Source organism: Psychroserpens sp. (assembly GCF_034670085.1).
In the GTDB taxonomy this organism is placed as follows: Bacteria; Bacteroidota; Bacteroidia; order Flavobacteriales; family Flavobacteriaceae; genus Psychroserpens.
This window is the reverse complement of sequence record NZ_JAXMOD010000005.1, coordinates 75268-96040: the sequence shown is the minus strand read 5'-3', so window position 1 is coordinate 96040 and position 20773 is coordinate 75268. Positions and strand designations below refer to the sequence as shown.

The window sequence follows — 20773 nt, the reverse complement described above, 5'->3', positions numbered from 1 at the left end:
TTAATTACCCATACAAAAACAATACATCGCTAATACTTGGCAATACAAAAACAATACAAGCAGAAAACAAAACATCATAATCATTAAATAATGAGTTAAAAGTCATCTACATTGCTTAGATCACACATTTACTGTTTAATATTATATAGCAGCTAACGAATCACCTATCTTTATAACCTCATTTATTATAGTTAAAAGATTTGCAACAAATAAAAGATTACTTAGATCAAATTGCGACCATATCTAACTCAGATTGGGAATTCTTTATATCTAAATTAGAACGTCGTGTAATTCCGAAGAAAACGGTTTTCTTAAAACTTAATGCTATTGAAAATCATATTTCGTTTATCGAATCTGGAGTTGTACGTTTATTTATTCCGAAAGACGACCCAGAAAAAGAAATCACCTTTGGTTTTAGCTTTAAAAACCAATTTATTAGTGCCTATGATTCCTTTTTAACACAAACGCCTTCAGCTTATCAATTACAAGCACTTACGGAAACCACTATTTTAAGCATCACTTATAATGATTTGCAAGACGTTTATAAAACAACACAAATAGGAAACTTAATTGGTAGATTAACTGCTGAGCGTCTATTTCTACTAAAATCGAAACGCGAACAAAACCTCTTAAATCTTTCTGCCGAAGAGCGTTACTTAAAATTGTTTAAAGAACGTCCAGAACTTTTAAAAGTGATTCCACTTAAATACATCAGCTCTTATATTGGTGTAACTGCTCAAGCCTTAAGCAGAATTAGAAAACGTTTATAAAAGTCATTAATTGATTTAGGTTCATTGTTTCGTCTACATCATCGATTTATCTTTGCAAAAAAAATTTATGGTGATTGTTCTTTTCGTTCTAGTACTCTGGTATGGAGGTCTTTTTTTTCAGTCGTTCTTTTTACATCGTTATGCAGCACATCAAGTGTTTACCATGTCTAAACTTATGGAACGTATTACTTTTGTTTTGACTTGGATATTTCAGGGTTCAAGTTACTTAAGCGCCTATGGCTACGGAATTATGCATCGTATGCATCATGCGTATACTGATACTGAAAAAGATCCACATTCGCCATCTCATGATGCGAATTTATTTGCTATGATGTGGAAAACAAAAACCATCTATCAAGATATTAATAAAGAACGTATTACTATTGATGAGCGTTTTACTAAAAACGTTCCGCAATGGAAAGGATTTGACAAGTTTGCAAGTTCTCGTTTTTCTAGATTACTATGGATTTCACTCTACATTTTAATCTTTGTATACTTTGTGACAGCTTGGTGGCAATGGCTATTATTACCAATTGCATTTTTAATGGCACCAATTCATGGCGTGATTATTAATTGGTTTGGTCATATTTATGGATATGTCAATTATACAATGAAGAATACGAGTAAAAACCTTTTTCGTTTTGATTTTTTAATGATGGGAGAAGGTTATCATAACAACCATCATAAACATGCCAGTCGTGCTAATTTTGGTGTTAAATGGTATGAAGTTGACATCACATTTTTGATTATAAAACTATTAGATGCTGTTGGATTTATTCAATTGAAACCAATTAGGATTAAAAAATAAGATAAATCTCTTATCTTTATTTCAAAAAATCAAAGTGACTAGAGTAATCTTATTTTGTCTTATTGCATTCTTATGTTTTACTTGCTCAAAAACTAGAATTGGTCACACGCTTCCAAATTCAGAAGAAGACATTGTATTTGAGAATGAGAATGGAAATGGCACTACAGATCCAACCATACACATTCAATTCCAATCTTATTACGATAACTTTATAGAAGAAATGTTATTAAGAGGAGAAGATTTAAGCGATATCCCAATAAGCATTGAGTTTGTGAATCCAAATTTTCAACCTGGTGATGTTAGCTATTGTGGCCTTGGTTATTTTAATTATATAGAAACAGGAGTTTCAAAAGTTGAAATTGTAAACTCAGGATATTGTTGGACAGGTTTATCTGATATTGAAAAAGAAAATTTAATATTCCATGAGTTTGGTCATGCCTTGTTAAATAGATCGCATACAGCTGGTTTACTTCCAAATGGCTTAGCAACGTCATTGATGTGCAGTTCTAATGGCTGTAACACCTTTTATATTTATAATGCTTATCAAGAAGCGCAAAGAAGTTATTATTTAGATGAACTACTAAATGAAAATATTAATATTCCAAGTTGGGCTGGAACAAAAACTTATAGTAGTACTTTAGACGACGACCAAATTTCTGAAACTGCAGAAGGCTGGATTCCTGAAACTATATTTCCAGCAAATACTAACTCTAATAATCCATATAGTTTTTCTATTGACACCAATCAATTCACATCGGCTCCATATGCGCTTGCTATCACTACCACGTCAAATTCTGAAAGCAATACTTATGGTAATTGGTACAAAGATTATACAATTGCAGATTTTGATGATTGTTCAAATTTAATAGCCGAAGTTAATTTTAAAAGCACAAATTCTCTTGAAAACGGCTATTTAAACTTAATTATTGATTTGTATGACAACATAGATTCTGAAACTGAATTTAAACGTCATTATGCTGAAATCGAAACGACCGCTGTTGGTTCTGGCTTTTATAGATTGCGCACTACAGCAATATGTATTCCAGATGACACGGCCAAGTTTAGAATCAGATTATACGTCAAAAGCGAATCTAATGCTACAGTTTATTTTGATGACCTTAAGGTAGATATGTACGATTAGATTCGTTAGATTTCAATGCCACTAACAACTTTTTAACATTTTCTTACATAATATTCTCTTATATTTGGCTTTCGAAAAAATTAGCGTTTTTTATTAAATTTATGAAATCACTTCTTACGTGCCTCCTAACTGTACTTTCTTTAAGTGTTTATGGCCAAAAAAATCCTGATCTAAACATTGTAGATGAATTGGATTTTGAGATTCTTAATAAAGAAGACTCTAGAGATTCAATTATTGAGTTAATAACTATCGTTCCTAAAGATATTAAAGCCGAACATTGGGATCATACCGTTTACAATCCCTTTAAAAATGAAGTTGTAATTTTTCCATTGCAACTAGAATTTAAAGATTCAACTTACGCTTCTCCAATTGGTAAGAATAAAGTAATTACTTCTCGCTATGGTTGGCGACGAGGTCGAGCTCATAAAGGCATCGATATTGACTTAGTCACTGGAGATAGTTTATTTGCAATGTTTGATGGTATTGTAAGAATGTCAAGGTATTCAAGAGGTCATGGAAAAACAGTAGTAGTTAGACATTATAATGGTCTTGAAACTGTGTACGCACATTTATCTAAGTACGGTGTTAAGGAAAATGATTCCGTTTTTAAAGGCCAATATTTAGGCAAAGGTGGAGTTTCAGGAAATGCCAGAGGGAGTCACTTGCATTTGGTTGTAAATTATAAAGGAATTTCAATAAACCCTGAGTATTTATTTGAATTTAACGAGTCTAATTCAATACGAGCGAATGACATCTGGCTAACCCAAAAATGGACAAGTCCATATGTGCATAATTCAAAACGTCAGAGCAAAATAACTCCATTATTATCTGAAGAAGATGCCATCGCAAGCTTAAAAAAGCAAAAGAAAATTTATGTTGTAAAACGAGGTGATACCTTATCACAAATTTCAAAAAGAAACAATGTAACCATAGCAGCAATTTGCAAAACAAATGCTATAAGTAAGACTTCAGTAATTAAACCAGGTCAAAAACTAGTGATTGAAAAATAAGAAACTTATTTAGTACTTTCTGAATCAATTTTCAAAATAATATCTTTCTGTACAACACTCATACCATCAACAGATTTTAACTTAAGAATTCGTGTAGGATCTCCCTTTTTAGCCATTCTTTTACGACAGGTTTTAGATAAATAAGGATCTTCATCAAAAAGAAATGATGCCAATTCATATTCGTCTTTAGAAGGTTCTTTTACAATTGGAAATAACTGTTGCATCTGATTGTAACGTCTGTCATTTCCAGGAATATAGGTGTAAAATGTATACGTTCCATCTTCACCAGTTTTGATCCAACCTCTATTATGATTGTAACGCTTTCCGTTGGAATACCTCATATCGAAATCGCCATTTTCATCGGCTTGATCTAGATATAAAATAACATGCTTTGCTGGCGTAATTCCGTCGCTTTCATAAATAGTTCCAGAAATTTTAAGCTTATTTAATTTAGATTCAAATCCAGGAATCGTATCTGTGTTGTTTAATTGAACCTCTGTATAATCGTAAATTGGGCTTCTATTTAAATAATCTTCAGATTTATCAATAGCCTCTTGAGCACTAATTGTGAAATTAGTACCAATAAAACAAGCCAAGCAAATAATGGTTAATAGGTATTTCATGGTGAATATGCGTTTTGGGTTACATCAAATTTCAATGATTAACCGCCAAAAATTAAATAAAATCGAATTAGCGTATAATTAGTACGACGAAAGGATGCATTATGCAAAATCTACCGATGAAGTACAACCAATTTTCAACTTTACCATGTATTTTACTATTAGAAAAACAGTAGAGGTTATACTGAATATTATATTGAAAAAACAAAAATTGGCTGATTTTAAAGATTCAATATCTGAAAAATTCACAAAAGTATTTCGTCGTAAAAATATGCGTTTTATCCAGTAAAAATGCACTTTATCCAAGAAATATGCATTTCATATGAAAAAATAAATTGTAAAAAATCTATTAATTTAGTTGTTTTTTTTAATAAAATGTATAGATTTGCTTCACCCAGATTAACTAAAAACTCGAAAAATGAGAACAAAATCTACTTTATTAATCCTAACTTTTTTCTTAATTGCAACCGTAAGTTTCGCACAAAAGAAAAATGAATCAATGAATATCATAAATGGCAAAGTAAACATTTCAAAATACCATAGCCATGATGAATTAGACCGAATGTCAAAGGGTGAATTACTTACTTTATACACAGAACGTATTAAAGTTATTGTAAATATATTACCAAATATTGCTTTTGCCACAAAACCTGGTATCACTATGTCAGACCTAGGTATTCCTGACACTAAGGAGAACAAAAAAGCTTTAGAAAACAATCTTGATGCATCAGTAAGCTACTTTGATAGTACAATTGAATTTCAAAGAACCATTTTACCATATTCTGACACACGAGATTTAATTGCAGCAATTCTCTTTTATGAAGAAACACTTAAATCTTTACATACCTATAATGATTACAAAACAGATTAGTCGTTATAAAATAAGAATTACTTAAAAATCTAACCTCAACTTCAATGTTGAGGTTTTTTTTTGATCTCAACTCTTGTTGCATTAACAATTGCTTTATTGATCATTAACCATTAGCAAATATTTTTTAATTTTCTTGATTTTTTTGTAGGAAAAATCATATTTTGATATCAAAATAGTGTATTTCATCGATATTATTTGCATTTCATAAGTATTAACCCTATGTTTGGTACTTATATTTAAGAGCCCACTTATCTAATCTAAATGAATTTAATCACTATGAAAAAAATTACTCAAATTGCACTTTTGTTCTTACTAGTGTATGGCAACACGTTTGCTCAACAAGAAAAAGGAATAATAGGCTATGATAATTGGCTAAATCCTTGGACTGAGTTTAAACCAAATAAAGTTGATTACGGAAAACCAACTCAAATCTTAAGTGGAGACATCACTAGAGACACAAAATTATATAAAGGTGATGTCTACTTGCTTTTAGGAGATGTGTTTGTTACCGATAGTACAACTCTTACTATTGAACCAGGAACAGTCATCATTGGTGATTTTGTAACTAAAGGTTCACTTACCATAAGTAATGGTTCAAAAATAGTTGCTAATGGTACGCATACAGATCCCATTGTATTTACATCTGGAAGAAGTTTAAAGAAACCTGGTGATTGGGGAGGCGTTTTTATCCTTGGCGATGCTCCAACCAATAAATTTGGTAATGAAGATGCCTTAAATTATGGCTTAACACCTTCAGATGCAAAAGATATTAGTTATGGAGGAGACAATATCGATAGTTATTCAGGAATAATGAATTACGTGCGAATTGAATTCGCCGGAAAAAGAACAAGAGACTATGGCTACTTTAATGGATTAACTCTAGCTGGTGTTGGTCAGCAAACCGTAATTGGAAATATAATGGTTAGCTATTGTGAAGGTAATTCATTTAATATATTAGGTGGAGATGTTAATTTAGAAAAGTTAGTATCCTATAAAGCAAGTAGTAACGATTATGAATTTAATTATGGCGCACAATGCAAAATACTAAATTCGTTAGCAATTAGATCACCTTATGCTTCAGGAGCAGAAGTTTCAAGATGCATCAATGCTTTAGCTTATGATAAAAAAGAAGCTGCCGATTTTTCAAAAAAACAAACCAATATTCAAGCTGAAAACCTAACCTTGGTAAATATTAGTGATGATCTTAATTACGATATTAAAATTGGTTTGGTAAACGAAGCCATTTATATTGGTGCAGACACTTCTTTTACCATTGACAACAGTGTTATTTCTGGCTTTAATCCTGCAGTTATCCTAGATAATAAAATTAAAATAAACAGCGAGAATTTAGAGAGAATTGGTTTTACACGAACGTATTTTAATAACTGTAAAGGCAACATCTTTATTAAATACAATACAAATAATGAGGATTTAGAAAATTGGTATGGGAATAGAGCATTCAATAATGTTTACTCTAAAGGTCCAGATGCTGAAACATTCATCGATTTAAAAAATTCAAAACGTCCAGATTTCAGATTAAGAATCAATAGAATATTTGCCGCTAATGATGATCTCGAAGACAATGATTGATAAAACTAATTTAATTAACAATAGCTTATAGAATAGAAAATTACAACCCCAAATGTACACTACTAAAACCGCCTGCAAACTAATTTTTGGATTATGCTTTTTTGTCCTTGTAACTCAAGAACAATTAAGTGCCCAAATAGTTATTGGAACTCCAAATTTAGGATTCAGTCAAGCGTGTGCCAGTGAGTCATTTAATACTTACAGCACAACATTTGTGTTTTCTCCTGCTAGTGCTTTGAATGCTTCTAATCAATTTACGATTGAAATGTCTGATGCTGATGGCGATTTTTCAGAAGCAACAGTAATTTTTACTTCTAACGCTGGAAGTGTGACCTCCTCACCTGCCACTTTAAACTTTTCGCTACCAGAAACAACAGCTGGTGAGAATTATAAAATAAGAATTAAGAGCAGTGCTCCAGTAGCGACAAGTTCAAACTCAATGGCTTTTGCTGCTTATTATAAAATACAAGATTCACCATTTACTATAAACAACTTAGTCTCTACGGCAGCTTATTGTGCTGGTGGAGATTACCTGTTAACTATTGATAATCCTGGTTCAGGAACTAATGATTCACCACTTAATTATCCGTCTCTGACGTTTAATTGGTTTAAAGAAACTGGTCCAACGACTTCTGTTTTTGTAGCTGAAGGTTTAGCATTAACAGTTACAGAGGAAGGCACCTATTTTGCTGAAACAAATTATGGCACATGTACATCAGACTCATTTTCAAACCGTGTTACTATAACTGAAGTTGCTTCAGGCGAAGCAAATGCTGGAATTGCATCAAGTTTAGGAAATCCATTTTGTCCAGGTTCTGGTGTAACAACCTTAACTACATTGTCAGGAAACAGTTACCAATGGTTTAAAAATGGTGCTGTTATTCCAGAAGCAACTAATCAAATGTTTGAAACTAATGAATCTGGAACGTACGCAGTACAAGTCGATTTAGGAAGTTGTTCAGCTATGGGAGCAATTGAACTCGTTAGTGAATTGTTTGATGCTTCAATTAATGTATCAGAAGAAAACACTATTGAAGAGGATGAAAGTATTTCAGTAGTGGTAACAACCACTGCTAACAATCCAGAATTTGAATGGTATTTAGATGATAATTTAATTGCAGATGCTAGCGAAGACACATTTGAAGCTTCGGTAATTGGAAGTTATAAAGTCATTGTTAGTGAAACTTCAGGTTGCATCGCATCAAGGGAATTTACATTCGAAATTAACGAAGCTTATGATCCTTTTCCAGAGGTAGATAATATTCCAAATATTGTAAGTCCGAATGGCGACGGGTTTAATGACACATGGATCATTCCAACTAAATATGTAACTGGTACTGATACCAATGTGATGATTATGACCAATCGCGGAAAAGTAGTTTTACAAACAGATAACTATCTCAATAACTGGCCAGAAAATGATTTGAATTTAACCAGTGTAAATCAAGTGTTTTACTATGTGATCACCACATCAGGAAATGAAACAAAAAAAGGTTCAATAACAGTAGTAAGATAAAATGAAAACACATCTTTTGGTTTTAGTATTATGTATCTGTTCTATACAGATGTTCTATTCTCAAGAAGATGATGGAGTGGTCGCGCTTAGCCTTCCAGTAAGAAATTCTTTAACCTTTAATCGTTTTGTAATCAATCCAACTTTTAGTTTTGTAAGAGAGCAACATAAATACATTAGTCTTTTTAATAAACGTGAATGGGTGCAATTTGATAATGCGCCTAACACATATTTAGCGAGTTATTCAGGACGTTTTGGTGAAAATATTGGAGCAGGAATTGGTTTTTTTCAACAAGATTATGGTGTATTAACTACTTTTGGTGGTACAGCAAATTTCGCATATAACGTAAGAATGGCTAGGGATAGTAATCTTACATTCGGACTTAATATTGGTGCCTATAAAAGCGGACTTAATACTGGCAAAGTGATTTCAAATGTTGATGATCCTTCATTGCAAAATATTCCAGAAAACGTATTACTCACCATTAATCCAGGTATTAATTACGGTTTAGCGTTTATAGATATTGGTCTTTCAATAAACAATTTAGCGGTTTATAATTTTAAGTCGTCTGAATTATTACAAGACAATCCAGAACAAGGCATTCAAGCACATTTAATGTATACTGGATATATGAATAGCAGAGGTTTCTTTGATGAAGCCAAATTTTCTGGTCTTTTAAGATCAGAATTTAAAACAGATGAAACTATTATTTCTGCGCAAGCAATGCTTACTGTTCCTAAAGGGATTTGGGCTCAGGTTGGTTATAATACTGTCTTCGGAATGTCTGGTGGATTAGGTTTAAACATCACACCACAAATTGCAATTGAATACAACTTTGAAAAAGCTATTGGTGATTTAACAGATTTTGGTCCTTCGCATGATATTACACTTGCCTATAGATTTAAGATTAGAGATCGCTATGATTATAGTAGTGGTGACGAAGTATCTGGATTAATTTCTACCAATAAAAGAAAACCTGTAGTTTCAAAAATTTCAAAAGAAAAAGCGGAAGCAAATCGCAAATTAGCTGCTGAGAAAAAAGCTGAAGCAGATGCACAAGCGAAACTATTAGCAGAACAAAAAGCACAACAAGAAGCTGATGCTCAGGCTAAACTATTAGCAGAACAAAAAGCACTACAGGAAGCTGATGCTCAGGCTAAACTATTAGCAGAACAAAAAGCGCAACAAAAAGCTGATGCTCAGGCTAAACTATTAGCTGAACAAAAAGCACAACAAGAAGCTGATGCACAGGCTAAACTATTAGCAGAACAAAAAGCACAACAGGAAGCTGATGCACAAGCGAAACTATTAGCGGAACAAAAAGCACAACAAGAAGCTGATGCACAAGCGAAACTATTAGCGGAACAAAAAGCACAACAGGAAGCAGACGCACAGGCGAAATTATTAGCGGAACAAAAAGCACAACAAGAAGCAGACGCACAGGCGAAATTATTAGCGGAACAAAAAGCACAACAAGAAGCTGATGCACAAGCGAAACTATTAGCAGAACAAAAAGCACAACAAGAAGCTGATGCACAAGCGAAACTATTAGCGGAACAAAAAGCACAACAGGAAGCGAAAGAAAAAGCTAAAAACGAATTAATAACTAATCCGAAAGATGAAATTGGCAAATCAATGTTAGCTATTACCAAACAAACTGAAAATGACAAAAAATCACAAAATGATTTATTAAAACAGTTTGATGACATCGTTGGAGTTAAAGATAAAGATCTTAAAGATTTAAAAAAGGAAAATGATTTAAGCGAACAAGGCATTACTGTTCAACCAAAACCATTTAAAAGTATTACTGCAGAAAACAATGCCTTAAATGCTATCAAGTCTAACTTAGATAATATTATTACAACCAGAAATAAAAAGATTGATGAGTTACAAGATTTGTATGACGATAATTTTGAAGCAGATACACTTTATAATGATGAAGTATTCTTACACTATAGAAAAACTTTAAAACGACTAAAAACAGAACAAGCTGAAGCAATAGCAACAAAATCTCAATTAGAAACTAGACTTAAAGATATTAAGGTTGCTACCGAATTTGAGAGAAGAAGACGAATTAAACGTGCAGCATTTGATAATGAAGAGGAACGTTATTCTCAAGATAGAGCTGCTTTAAAAAACATTAAGCAATCGACAGGTTTAGCTAGTTCAATTCTTGTTGAAGAAGATTTCGATTTTGGTGAAGAGCAAAGTAGTAATATCCAAATTCTTAAAAACCTTAAAAATGTTGAGAATGGTTATTATTTAATAATTGCAGTTCATACAGATAAAGACAAAAGAAACGACTTTGTAACTAAGGTAGTAGCATCTGGTCGTACTGATGTAGATTTCTTCTATGATGTTAATACTAGTGAATATTATATCTATTATGATAAATTCAACAGTATAGAGGAAGCTAATGAAGCATTAAAATCAAAAGGAGACAAACCATATAATAAAAAAATGTCCCTCGTAAAAATTGAAAATTAAAAATATTACTAAGGCCCAATTTCATTTTTAACGTTGCCCTCGTTGAAAACGGAATTAAAAAAAATTAAGTATCATGAAAAGACCTACATTTTCTAGAATCGCCATAATCGTTATGCTATTATGTTTTGGCCTTCAATTGCATTCACAGAATTATGAACCTTTCACGCCTCGATTTAATCAGGATTTAAAAGGTGACATCGTCCTTATTGGAAATAATATTCTAGGACCAGATAATAATGCATTTAATGATAATTCAGTATACAATCATAATGTAGATATGATGTACATTGATATTGATGGAGATGCAACTACGTTTAGTTCATCAAGTGCTGATTTAGATATTCCAAATCCCAATTGTTACAGAATTATTTATGCTGGTTTATATTGGGGTGCAGTTAATCCAGGATCAGAATCAATTACTGATGTGAAGTTTAAAGGTCCCGTTGGTGGCTATAATGATATTCAAGGAACTATAATCTATGATGCCAACGGAACAACAGTTGATGGAGGTGATAGTTTTTCTTATGCCTGTTTCGCAGATGTTACAGATATCGTAACAAGTTTTGGTCCAGGTGTAGATTTAGGAACCTATACTGTCGCTAATGTGTCATCAGGTGAAGGTGAAACTGCGAATTTCACACCATATAATGGTACAGGTCAATCTGCTGGATGGTCACTTTTTGTAGTGTACGAAGATCCTACTTTACCTGGGAAATCTATAACTAGTTTTGATGGTTTCAGTGCTATTAGTGTTGCTGGAGGCAATCCAAATTTAGATATTCCAGTTGATGGTTTTAGAACTGTTCCTGCTCCCGCTCCAGTAAGAGCAAATTTTGCTTTTGCTACATTAGAAGGTGATAGTCCAATATTAGGTGATCGATTACGTCTTAATGGTGTTAGTTTATCAACTGCTGATAGGCCAGCTGCAAACTTTTTTAATAGTTCGGTGACTCAGTTAAGTGCGCTTCCTGTTAATAATAGAGTACCCAATAGTACAAATACCTTAGGATTTGATACTGGAGTTATAGCAATTCCAAATCCAGGAAATTCTGTAATTGCCAATGATGCAACTTCTGGAACAATCAGGTTAGAAACTAGTGGTGATACATATTTCCCATATTTCTTTGCGTTTGCCGTAGAAATTATAGAACCAAATATAGTGCTCACAAAAATTGTTGAAGATGACGCAGGAAACAATATAGGCGGACAAATAGTCGGTCTTGGTTCTTCTTTAAACTATGTTATAGGTTTTCAAAACACAGGAAATGATAATGCAACAAACTTTCAAATTAGAGATATATTACCTATCAATATTATTTTCGATTACCCTAGTGATTTAATTCTTCCTCCTGGAGTTACGGTTGTCAGTTATAATCCTGCAACTAGGGAAATTATTTTTGCTATTGAAGATTATTTAGTCGAAGAGAATGATCCTGTTTACGAAATCAGGATTGAAGCACAAGTAGTTGATGCTTGTAATCAACTAGCAGATGCGTGTTCTAATCTTATTAGTAATCAAGCCTTTGCGTCTTATAATGGGTTTTTTAATCCTAATTTCGCCGTAACTGACGATCCTAGTTTAAGTAGTAATACTGGTTGTTTATTGTCCCCTCAAGCCACAAATTTTTTAGCGGATCTTGATTGTGTTTTTACAGAAGATATCGTGTTATGTGGTGATAGTGTTGATTTAACTGCGGCAGATGGATATGATTCTTATTCATGGTCTACAAGCCCTACAGGTACTCCAGTTATAGGAACAACTCAAACTATAACAGTAACAACAACAGGCACTTATTATTCGTTTAATACTGCCATTGCACCTTGCCAATCTATTGAGCAAGAATATATCGTTCAGCTCTTTGGAGGTACCATAACAAACCCAGTTATTCCTTATGCAGATGAAGTTGTAACCTGTCCGAACGATGGAAAACTATTACCAAATATCTTTTTATGTGGTGCTAATGACACAAGGTTTATTGAAACAAATATATCAAGTGCATCATCAATCATTTGGGAACAATTAGATGAAACGAGTTGTGCTGCGGTTACTAATCCAGATTGTGCAAATGAAGACAATTCTTGTACCTGGAATCAAGTTGGTACTGGTCCAGACTTTTTGGTCAATGCTGCAGGTCAATTCAGATTAACCATTAATTATGAAGGTGGGTGTTTTGTACAATTCTATTTCAATGTGTATCAAAACTTGCTGGAACCAACTGTTATTGCAACAGATATTATATGTACTACTCCTGGAAGCATTACAGTATATGATGTGCCTTCTGGCTATGAGTATAGTTTAGATAATGTGAACTTTCAACCTAGTAATGTGTTTACTGTTAACACGGCTGGGAATTATACAGTATATGTAAGACAAATTGGAGTTCCAACAAATCCATGTGTATTTACAGTACTTGATGTATTGATTAGAGATCGTGATTTTACGGTATCAACAACAATACTACAACCACTTTGTAATGGCGATTTAGGAAGCATACAATTAGCTGCTAATGATGTAGACCCACAATATTCTTATGCTTTATATCAAGGCGCAACATTGGTCAATAGTGTCGGACCAATATTAGAAAACACATACATCTTTGAAAACTTAAATCCTGGAACGTATACTGCAACAGTGGAAACCGAAAACGGTTGTACTTATTCTGAAGACATTACCATTATCGATCCACCTTTATTAACAGTTACTGCTGCGATAACCATTCCATTAACATGTGCAGATGGTGAAATTACAATTTATCCTGTTGGAGGCACTGCACCTTACTTCTATTTTATTAATGGATCAACTGATTTTCAAACTGTTCCAGAAATAGTTGTGACAGCTCCTGGAGTTTATGATATTTTAGTTGTTGATTCTAACAACTGTAGCGCGAGTACGTCAATAACCGTTGATGCGATTCCTGAACCTGCTTTCAATATTGCGACAACAGATATTACATGTGCATCAAACGGCAATACGGGTTCAATTACAATAAATGTAACAGCATCAAATGGTTTTATTATAGAATACAGTATTGATGGAGGTTCTACCTTCTTCAACTCTAATACATTTACTGGACTTGCAGCTGGAGACTATGATGTTGTAGTTCAGTATTCTACTGGAGCAACAATTTGTGACACTATTCCTCAAACGGTTACAATTTTAGAGGAAGATGCTATTTCTGGTACTGCAGAACTTACTGCAGATTATACCTGTAGCTCAAACGGGACAATAACAGTTACTGGTGTTATTGGTGGAGATGCGCCTTATACTTATAGTATTGATGGGCTTAATTTTCAAGCGAGTAATAGCTTTACAAATTTAACCGCTGGAACATATACGATTACAATACAAGATGCAAATTCATGTACAGCAGTTACAAATGAAATTACGATTGACCCTTTAAATCCACCAACAGATTTAACCTTCGATAATTCACCTATTACCTGTCCGACTAATACAACTTCTGTTACTATTACAGGAGTAACTGGTGGCACTGGAACGTTTGAATATCAAATTATTGCTCCAACTGCAAATGCGACTCCATATCAATCGTCTAATATATTTTCAGGATTAGAACCTGGAACTTACACATTTCAAGTAAGAGATGAGAACGATTGTATTTACAGTGAATCGTATACAATTGACCCAATACCAACGCCTACAGTAAATGTCATATTAGCTGAAGATTTAAATTGTACTGCGTCACCAGATGCTATAATTACTGGAACCATTTCAGGACCTTCACCTTATACATATTCTGTATCAATAAATGGTGGTGCTTATTCCTCCTTAGGAGCAACAGGAGCAACCTTTAGTTATACAACAGCTTCTGCTGGAACATATCAATTTGAAATTACAGATGCCAACGGATGTACTGCAGAATCAACAGTTATTACTGTAAATCCTATTTCATTACCAGATTTAAGTCTTGTTGTTTTAACGCAAGACATACAATGTAATGGAGATGAAACTGGCGCAATGGAAATCACCATTGACACATCAGTTGGAACACCTCCTTTTGTAATCAATATTAATAATGATTCCACAGGAACAAATTACGGAACTCAAACTTCTGGTTTACCAGCTGGTTCTTATACAATTACAGTAACAGATGCTAAATCGTGTACTGCGACTGAAACAATCTTAATAAACGAACCTGATCCAATTGTTTTAGATTTCACAACAGTGGATATTACTTGTACTGCTGGTGGTGTATCCCAAGGTTCTGTGATAATAAATTCGGTAACTGGTGGAACCTCACCATATAATTATTTTGTTACAGGAACAAACGGATATTCTAATTCAGAACTTAATACTTCAGGATCTACTTCTATAAGTTTTGATGTTGTTGATTTTGGATTATATCAAATTAATGTTGTTGATGCCAATGGTTGTTCAATGCTCGTTCAAGATGTATTGGTAGCTTCTCCTCCTACAGATTTAGATATTTCTATTATTGCTACAGTAGATTGTCTTGCTGGTGGTGAAGCTGTTGTAAGCGTTGGTTCAACATTAAGTAGTTCAGGGCCTTTCTTTTTTAATATCTATCAAGGGTTTATTCCTCCTCCACCTCCTCCAATTGGAACGTGGACTGCTGAAGACTCACCTGGTAGTGAAACAGCAACGTTTACAGGTTTAACTCCTGGTGTCACTTATACATTCATAGTTTATGATGCTTCAACAAATTGCAGCTATTATGAACCTGCGACGACGCCAATTCCAACCAATTCTACATTAACATTAAATGCTATAAGTTCAAATAATATTACATGTACTGGCAGTGCTGATGGTAATGTGTCCTTTACCATCAACAGTATTTACGGAATTCCTGTTACTGTAGATTACGAAATATTTGATTCATTAGGTTTAGTTACAACAGGTGTTACTGGTTCAGGAATTGTTCCTGCTGGTGGCTCACTTGTAGTAACTGATTTAGGACCTTTACCTTTTGGAAATTACTTTGTTTCTATTTCAGAAACCTCAGGACCAAATTCAGGTTGTGGTGTTGTAACTGCTCCTTTTAATATTACTGAATCTGCTTTTCTTTTAGACTTAGTAGTTTCTTTAGATCAAAATGCAAATTGTAATGTAAATTCTGGAGTAATTAGTGCTGTTGCGCAAAATGGTACAGCTCCTTATCAATATCAAATTACCACTACTGCTACTACGCCACTTCCTACTGATGCCAATTGGGCTTCAGCAAGTGTTTTCAATTTAGATGCTGGAACTTATTATGTTCACGTTATAGATGCTTATGGTTGTATTCAAACTAGTCCTGTTGTAGTTCTACCTATGGATGCTACTCCAGTAATATCAGCAGTTGTAAATAATCTATGTACTGTAACTGAAGGAAATTTTGAAATAGATATTAACTTAGATACTGCTGGAATTGCACCTTATAGTTTTAGTATAAATGGAGGTGCTTTTCAGACTCAAAATGTGCCTTTTACAATTTCAAATTTAAATTCGGGAGCACATACGATTGAAATACAAGATGTGAATGGTTGTGGCAATTTAGTTGCTATAGATATTCCAGTTCCTATCGAAATCTCTGCAGATATTACCTCACAAACAACCTGTAGTAATGATGATGGTGAAATTACAGTGACAGGTTCCAATGGTTCTGGTTCTTATGCTTATAGTATAAGTCCGAATCCAGCGTCCATCAACTTAACTGGAAATATTTTTTCCGGAGTACCACCTGGAATTTACACTATTACTGTAACAGATACTGTGACCTCTTGTACAAACGAGGTAACTATTTCTGTTTCCGAATCAATTCCACCTATGGTTACTTTAACGCCAAGTCTAGTGACTTGCTTCGGAGATAATTCAGGAGCTATAGAAATTGATGTTAATGGGTATTCAGGTGCCTATGATTATGAAGTATTTGATAGTCTAGGAACTTCAGTTACTGGAATTATAAATGCTAATACATCAACAAATCCAATAACAGTTTCAGGAATGTCTGCAGGACCTTATTCTGTAGTAATCACCGAAACCGAAAGTCCATTTTGCTCAGTAACTTCAAATGTTATCATATCATCTCCTGTTGAAGTTTTATCACTTATAGCTACAGAAACATCTAATGTAACATGTGATAATAGTCAAGGAACCATTACTGCAATTGCAAGTGGTGGCTGGGGAACTTATGAATATGAATTAACTGGAGATGCTACTGTTTCTTTTTCATCTAATGGAACGTTTACAGATTTATCAGCTGGAAATTATACAGTTAATGTAAGAGATGCTGAAGGCTGTATTGCTTCAGTTAATGTTATTTTAATTGAACCAAGTCCGATAAATGCAACTTTCAATCCGAGTACAACTGTACTGTCATGTTTTGGAGATCAAAACGCAAGTATAACTGTAAACAATATTACTGGTGGACAAGGAACGGAATACCTTTATACACTTAATACTATTCTACCAACGGCGAGTACATCTGGACCACAAACTTCAAATGTCTTTAGTGATTTAGGAGTTGGAACCTATTCCGTGTCTATTACAGATAGCCTTGGTTGTGTATTAACATCGACAGATATTGTAATAACAGAACCTACTCCAATTCAAGCGAATTTAGTAACAGCAACAACCCAAACTTGTTTAACTGAATCGACACTTACTTTAAGTGCTTCAGGAGGAACAGGAACTTACGAGTATAGTACAGACAGTTCATTCAGTACAGTTTTGGGTGCATTTAGTTCATCTACAACATTTACGGTTTCAGATGGAACCTATCAATACTATGTTAGAGATTTAAATGGATGTATTGCTAATGTTTCTAACGAAATTACAATTGATCCACTTCCTGAATTGCTTATTAATTTAGAATCAACTAATCCAACAATTAATTGTTCGGGTGATAATACTGGAAGTATAATTGCAACTGCACAAGGAGGTTTAGGAAATTATGTTTATACATTGGAAGATGCAACAGGAACCACAATTCCTGCAACTCAGAATAGTCCAGGAGTTTTTACTGAATTAGTTGCTGGGACTTATATTGTTTCAGTTGAAAGTGGAGATTGTGAAACAATTTCTGCTCCAATTGCAATAACAGAACCTACTGCGCCTTTATCAGTAGACTTTACAGTAAGTAATATTACATGTAGTGGAAATGGAGATGGTATTCTAGTCATAAATGCAACTGGTGGAACTGGCACAATTAAATACGCTATTTCTCCACAATTGAATCAGTTTTTTGAAACTAATGTTTTTGAAAATTTAGCACCTGGAACTTATAATGTAATTGTACAAGATGTTTTAGGTTGTTATGTCACTTTCGATTTCACACTTACAAATCCAGAACAAGTCATTTTAAGTATTGTTCCTAACTCGATGTTTGAAGAAACTTGTGAAGGAGAAAATAATGGTGAGTTTAGCATAGACATTTCTGGTGGAACGTTACCATACAGCGTAAGCTTAGATGATTATAATGGCACATATACAACTGGAAGTTTGGGACAAACAGTATTTGATTTCACGGGATTAAGTGGAGGCGATCATATTGTTTATGTGCGTGATGCACAAGGCTGTGAAACTGAATGGAATATCACCTTCCCAGATTCGATTTCCTTTGAACCTTTAGTTGAGGTTGAATTCCTTTGCGAAAATGATACACTTTCAAATACAGTAACTGTTAGTATAGTTGGAGATGAAATTGACGCTTCACAATTAGATTATTCATTAGATGGAGGTCCTTTTCAATTGAGTAACACTTTTACAGATGTTGCTCCTGGAATTGGTCATTATATTGATGTAAGACATACAAATGGCTGTATAAAAACCACTGAATTATTTGATATTGAATCTTATCAACCTTTAGAGCTAGTACTAACACAAGGAGAAGAACCAGGTGAAATTATTGCAAATGCGACTGGTGGAACTGGTATTTACACATTCTATCTAAACGGTGAAGATTATGGAGATACTAATGTATTTACTGTAACTGAAGAAGGCACGTATACTGTTAGAGTTGAAGATAGTGCTGGTTGTGAAGCTATTGCTTCTATTGAGATTATCATTATAGGTCCTTGTATTCCAAATTACTTTACTCCAAATGGAGATGGTACTGCAGATACTTGGGGACCAGAATGTACTGAAGATTTCCCAAACCTCACATTCGATATTTTTGATAGATATGGTCGTAAGGTTGCAACTTACAATGTAGGTGAATATTGGGACGGAAGATATAATGGCACAGAATTACCTACAGGTGATTACTGGTATGTAGTTAACCCAAATAGTCCAATTTCGGCTAAACAGTATGTCGGACATTTCACTCTTTACAGGTAATGATTCTTTAGGAATTATAAAATTAATGACAATGAAAAAAATTACACTATATATTCTCTTTTTAGTCTTTACTTCAAGTTATGGACAAGAATTAAATTTACCAGTTTGGACGCAATACTTGGCAGATAATAGTTTTGTTATTTCACCAACATATGCAGGAATTGGAGATAATTTAAAAGTAAGAGCGAACGGATTAACGCAATGGGTAGGAATTAAAAATGCTCCAGATAATCAATCGGTTTATGCTGATTTCAGAATCGCTAGTCGTTCTGGTGTTGGAATATCGGCTTATAACGATAGAAACGGTAACACCATTCAAAAAGGTGTGAAATTCTCGTATGCGCATCATTTAATATTGGATTATACATCAAAACAATTTCTATCTTTTGGTTTATCTTATAACATCAATAGTTTTAGAATAGCGATTGAAGATTTTGACAATGGTGATGGTACACCAATAGTTGATCCAAGTATTACTGGCGATAGAGCCATCTCAAATAACAACTTTGATGTTGGTTTTTTATATCGATACAAAGACTTCTATTTCAGTTTTAATGCAAATAATTTCCTGAGTAAAGACCTTGATGATTTTATTGGTTTAGAACCGAGTAAATTATTAAACTATCAAGCATATACTGGTTATATATTTTCCCCTAAAAAAAATAATAGTGTTGAATTTGAACCTTCAATATTTTATCAGATGTTTGATAGCGATAATCGCTCAAGTACTGATGTTAACTTTAAATATAGAAAGTTTAATAGAGATGGAGATTATTATTGGGTAGGTGGTTCTTACCGTTTCTTGAACGACCAATTTTTTCAACCATTAAATGTTGGACCAATGGCAGGTATAATGAAAAACGGTTTTTACTTTGCCTATGCTTATCAAATAACCATGAATGATCTTTCTAGTTTTAATTCAGGAACACATATGATTACTATTGGTATCGATTTACTTCAAGGTATAAGTGAATGTGCTTGTACAAGAGGTACAAGTTATAGAAAGCATAGAAACAATGGAACTAATAGATAAAAAAGATTTGTAATCTTGAACTAACATCATTGTAATGGTTCTGAAGTACCAGAATATCTAATTGAAAAACGTGAAGTGCTGGTTAAAAAAATCGTAGTGTCCAAATTTGGATATACACTAATGCTAAAACTAAATGTTTCTGTTTGATTTTTGGCATCAAAGGAAATATTAAAATAGTTACCATCTACATTTTTCTCTACTTTATAATTTTGCATTACATTTTCTACGCTTATTGAGCTATTAGAACCATTATAAGCAACGTTTGATTGACGTTCACCGAAATAAGGAAGCTCAACATAAACACTGTCACCTACTACTTTTAAATAATTAGAATTTCCACTTAAATTAATCCGACTAACACTATTTCCAGGTCTAATTAAGCCTAAGTTTTGTAAGCGATTGATAGACCTTATTGAATGAGGATAAGCCTTGTCTGAAATAATTTCAAAGTTCTTATTATTTACTAGTAAGTCTAATTCCAATAACTGCTCAGAAGTAACTTCTGTTTTACTAGAACCACAAGCATAAATCACTAAAATGACGAATAAATATATGTAGGTTTTAATCGTTTTCATCTGCGTCTTGATTCGAATTAATAAGATATAAAAAATCTATCTTAAAAGTTGACATTTT

12 protein-coding genes are annotated in these 20773 nt (G+C 33.4%); 10 read left to right on the top strand and 2 right to left on the bottom strand.

All coding sequences use genetic code 11. From position 1 onward, the window contains the following. Positions 1-200 precede the first annotated feature (200 nt). The 4 genes from VOI25_RS09790 to VOI25_RS09775 all read left to right on the top strand — a co-directional run bounded on the left by VOI25_RS09790 (position 201) and on the right by VOI25_RS09775 (position 3729). Positions 201-770 carry a Crp/Fnr family transcriptional regulator gene (locus VOI25_RS09790; protein WP_323788887.1) on the top strand — a complete coding sequence of 190 codons (570 nt, stop codon included), beginning with the start codon at positions 201-203 and terminating at the stop codon, positions 768-770. Positions 771-837: 67 nt separating this feature from the next. Continuing rightward, positions 838-1578 carry an acyl-CoA desaturase gene (locus VOI25_RS09785; RefSeq protein ID WP_323788886.1) on the top strand — a complete coding sequence of 247 codons (741 nt, stop codon included), beginning with the start codon at positions 838-840 and terminating at the stop codon, positions 1576-1578. 34 nt (positions 1579-1612) lie between these two features. Then, complete coding sequence (locus VOI25_RS09780; protein ID WP_323788885.1) at positions 1613-2719, top strand: hypothetical protein; 1107 nt, start codon at positions 1613-1615, stop codon at positions 2717-2719. A gap of 101 nt (positions 2720-2820) precedes the next feature. Then, positions 2821-3729 carry a peptidoglycan DD-metalloendopeptidase family protein gene (locus tag VOI25_RS09775; protein ID WP_323788884.1) on the top strand — a complete coding sequence of 303 codons (909 nt, stop codon included), beginning with the start codon at positions 2821-2823 and terminating at the stop codon, positions 3727-3729. A 5-nt stretch (positions 3730-3734) separates the two neighbouring features. Here VOI25_RS09775 and VOI25_RS09770 read toward each other — a convergent pair whose 3' ends face one another. Continuing rightward, entirely contained in the window at positions 3735-4352 is a 618-nt protein-coding gene (locus VOI25_RS09770) for a hypothetical protein (RefSeq protein ID WP_323788883.1), read from the bottom strand. Positions 4353-4767: 415 nt separating this feature from the next. Here VOI25_RS09770 and VOI25_RS09765 point away from each other — a divergent pair, with 415 nt between their 5' ends. The 6 genes from VOI25_RS09765 (at position 4768) to VOI25_RS09740 (ending at position 20140) form a co-directional block, all read left to right on the top strand. After that, a complete protein-coding gene (locus VOI25_RS09765) occupies positions 4768-5220 on the top strand; it encodes a hypothetical protein (protein WP_323788882.1) in 453 nt (150 codons plus the stop codon). Between the two features lie 276 nt (positions 5221-5496). After that, on the top strand, positions 5497-6810 hold the full coding sequence (locus VOI25_RS09760) for a hypothetical protein (RefSeq protein WP_323788881.1): 1314 nt from the start codon (positions 5497-5499) through the stop codon (positions 6808-6810). Positions 6811-6862: 52 nt separating this feature from the next. After that, a complete protein-coding gene (locus tag VOI25_RS09755) occupies positions 6863-8326 on the top strand; it encodes a gliding motility-associated C-terminal domain-containing protein (protein ID WP_323788880.1) in 1464 nt (487 codons plus the stop codon). A 1-nt stretch (position 8327) separates the two neighbouring features. Further along, on the top strand, positions 8328-10811 hold the full coding sequence (locus VOI25_RS09750; RefSeq protein WP_323788879.1) for a PorP/SprF family type IX secretion system membrane protein: 2484 nt from the start codon (positions 8328-8330) through the stop codon (positions 10809-10811). 73 nt (positions 10812-10884) lie between these two features. Further along, positions 10885-19107 (top strand): T9SS type B sorting domain-containing protein, encoded by an 8223-nt coding sequence (locus VOI25_RS09745; RefSeq protein ID WP_323788878.1) that lies wholly within the window; start codon positions 10885-10887, stop codon positions 19105-19107. 31 nt (positions 19108-19138) lie between these two features. Then, complete coding sequence (locus tag VOI25_RS09740; protein WP_323788877.1) at positions 19139-20140, top strand: type IX secretion system membrane protein PorP/SprF; 1002 nt, start codon at positions 19139-19141, stop codon at positions 20138-20140. 26 nt (positions 20141-20166) lie between these two features. On the opposite strand, the gene VOI25_RS09735 is transcribed toward VOI25_RS09740, so the two are convergent. Then, positions 20167-20715 carry a DUF4251 domain-containing protein gene (locus VOI25_RS09735; protein WP_323788876.1) on the bottom strand — a complete coding sequence of 183 codons (549 nt, stop codon included), beginning with the start codon at positions 20713-20715 and terminating at the stop codon, positions 20167-20169. Positions 20716-20773: the final 58 nt, after the last annotated feature.